Origin of the sequence: Kitasatospora sp. NPDC057542 (genome assembly GCF_042801945.1) — a bacterium.
Lineage (GTDB): Bacteria > Actinomycetota > Actinomycetes > Streptomycetales > Streptomycetaceae > Kitasatospora.
The window spans coordinates 1-1,999 of sequence record NZ_JBHVFE010000782.1 but is presented as its reverse complement, the minus strand read 5'-3'; the positions used below and the strand labels follow the sequence as shown (position 1 = coordinate 1,999).

Genomic DNA, 1,999 nt, shown 5'->3' with positions numbered 1-1,999 from the left:
CTCCCGAGCGGTGACGGCCGGGCCTTCCGGTCTGTCAGTTCCCCGCGCCGGCCCGCACCCGGTTGCGGCGCCACGCCACCACCAGGATGCCGACGCCGAGCGCGATCGCGGTCACGCCGGTGATCGCCATCGGCGCCGCGGAGGAGCCGCCACCGGTGGAGGCCAGCCGGGCATCCGGGGCCGCGGCGGCGACCACCTGCGAGCCGACCGCCGCCGGGCTCGGCGACGCGCCGGTGGCCTGTGCGACCGGAATGACCGGGACGACCGGGGCGCTGGACGGCTGAGCCGCGGTCGGCGCCGGGGCGGCCGAGGACGTGGGATCCGGGGTCGGGGTGACGCTGGGACCCGCCGCGGCCACGATCGTGAAGTCGGCCTTCTGGCTGGACGACCTCGCCCCGCTCTCGCCCGCGCCGGGCAGGCTGCCCGCGAGGGCCACCAGGGACTCGGTACGGGCCGCCGCGTCCTTGGTGAAGGCCAGCCGGGCGTTGATCGTGTGAGTCCCGCCGTTCGGCAGGGCGAACACGTCGGAACCCACGCCGCTCGGCCGCAGGTCCATGTAGAGCCAGGCCGGGTGCTCCGAGTTGCCCCCGGGTCCGCCCGGCAGCCATGCCCCGTCCGGCCCCTGGTACTCGAACCGGACCGTCTCGAAGGGAAGTTCGGTCTCTCCCTGGAACACGATCGTGGGCATGACCCGCAGGTCCCTGCCGCTGTTGTTGGTGAAGACCAGCTTGAACGGCTTCACCTCACCGCCCGCGGTGAAGGTGGCGGGCACCCCTTCGAGCTTGACGTCGGCCGTGGCCGCGGGCGTGGGCGCCTGGGTGGTCGGCGTGACCGCCGGGGTGATCACCAGGCCCGGCCAGCCGCTCTGGGCGAGGGAGCTCCGCTGCTCCCTCGGCAGGGTGGGGTCCTCGACATTGGCGTCGAAGCCCGGTGTCACCCGGCCGGCCGGGGCGTCGGCGGTGACGGTGAGCCGCAGCCGGTAGACCGCCTCGGCGCCCGCCGCCAGGCGCAGCGTGGCCGACCGGTCGATCTCCCAGAAGGCGCCGACGGTCGCGGCGTTCACCTTGGCGTCCTGCCACTGCGCGCCGCCGGGCGACTGGTACTCCAGCTTGAACTGGCTCTGCCTGGTGCCGGTCCCGGTGTCCCCGATGACGAAGGCGGAGGACACCACGTCCACCTGGTGGTCGGCGGTGTTCCTGAGCGTCGCGGTGAACTCCACCGGCGAGCCACCCGCCTTGACGGTGCCGGGCAGGCCGCCGAGCGCGACCGTGACCGGCGAGGGCTGGACCTGGGTGCCCCGCTCGGCCGTGACGGCCCCCGAGGCGGCGAAGACGGCCGGGGCCTCGACGACGGCCAGGCCGGAGGCCAGGGTGACGGCGGCGGTCGCCGCCAGGAATCTGCGGTGCCGAGGGCGCAACTCAACCTCACGAGAGAATTCGGACAGAACCCAACAGAACGTGAAATCGCTTGCGCGAGAGGCCACTTCATGGCGAAAAGTGCGCCGATGTTTCGCCCCCCGACCAACAGCGACTGCGGAATCATACCGAGCCCGCTCCCCGCCCCCGCCGGGAGGCCGTCACCCCGGGGCCCACCCCTCAGGGTCACCCCGAGGACGACCCCGAGATCCGGCTACGACTACCCGGTGACCCTTCGGGGCGGAGAATCACCTGCCGGACGGAGGACCCGGAGCCGCCGACGGCGGAGTATGGAAGCAGCCCGCCGGACCGGCCGGACCGGGCCGCCACCACACGGAGCTGATCATGAGTGCGCGCCTCGCCCGTCCCCGCAACGACCGCGTCATCGCCGGCGTCTGCGCCGGGATCGCCCGACGCTTCGGCCTGACCTCGTGGACCGTCCGGCTGATCTTCCTGCTCTCCTGCCTGCTGCCCGGCCCCCAGTTCCTGCTCTACCTGGCCCTCTGGCTGCTGCTCCCCCAGGAGCCGTGAGCCGGGCGGCCCAGCAGACGGCGACGGGCCGCCCGCCCCGGGATCGCCGGGGC

General features: G+C 73.9%; 2 protein-coding genes. One reads left to right on the top strand and one right to left on the bottom strand.

Going from position 1 to position 1,999, the window contains the following annotated elements:
- Positions 1-34 precede the first annotated feature (34 nt).
- Positions 35-1,417 (bottom strand): hypothetical protein, encoded by a 1,383-nt coding sequence (locus tag ACFU7Y_RS43420; RefSeq protein ID WP_380771972.1) that lies wholly within the window; start codon positions 1,415-1,417, stop codon positions 35-37.
- A 343-nt stretch (positions 1,418-1,760) separates the two neighbouring features.
- Between ACFU7Y_RS43420 and ACFU7Y_RS43415 the strand changes: the two genes are divergently transcribed.
- Positions 1,761-1,946 carry a PspC domain-containing protein gene (locus tag ACFU7Y_RS43415; RefSeq protein WP_224285307.1) on the top strand — a complete coding sequence of 62 codons (186 nt, stop codon included), beginning with the start codon at positions 1,761-1,763 and terminating at the stop codon, positions 1,944-1,946.
- Positions 1,947-1,999 lie beyond the last annotated feature (53 nt).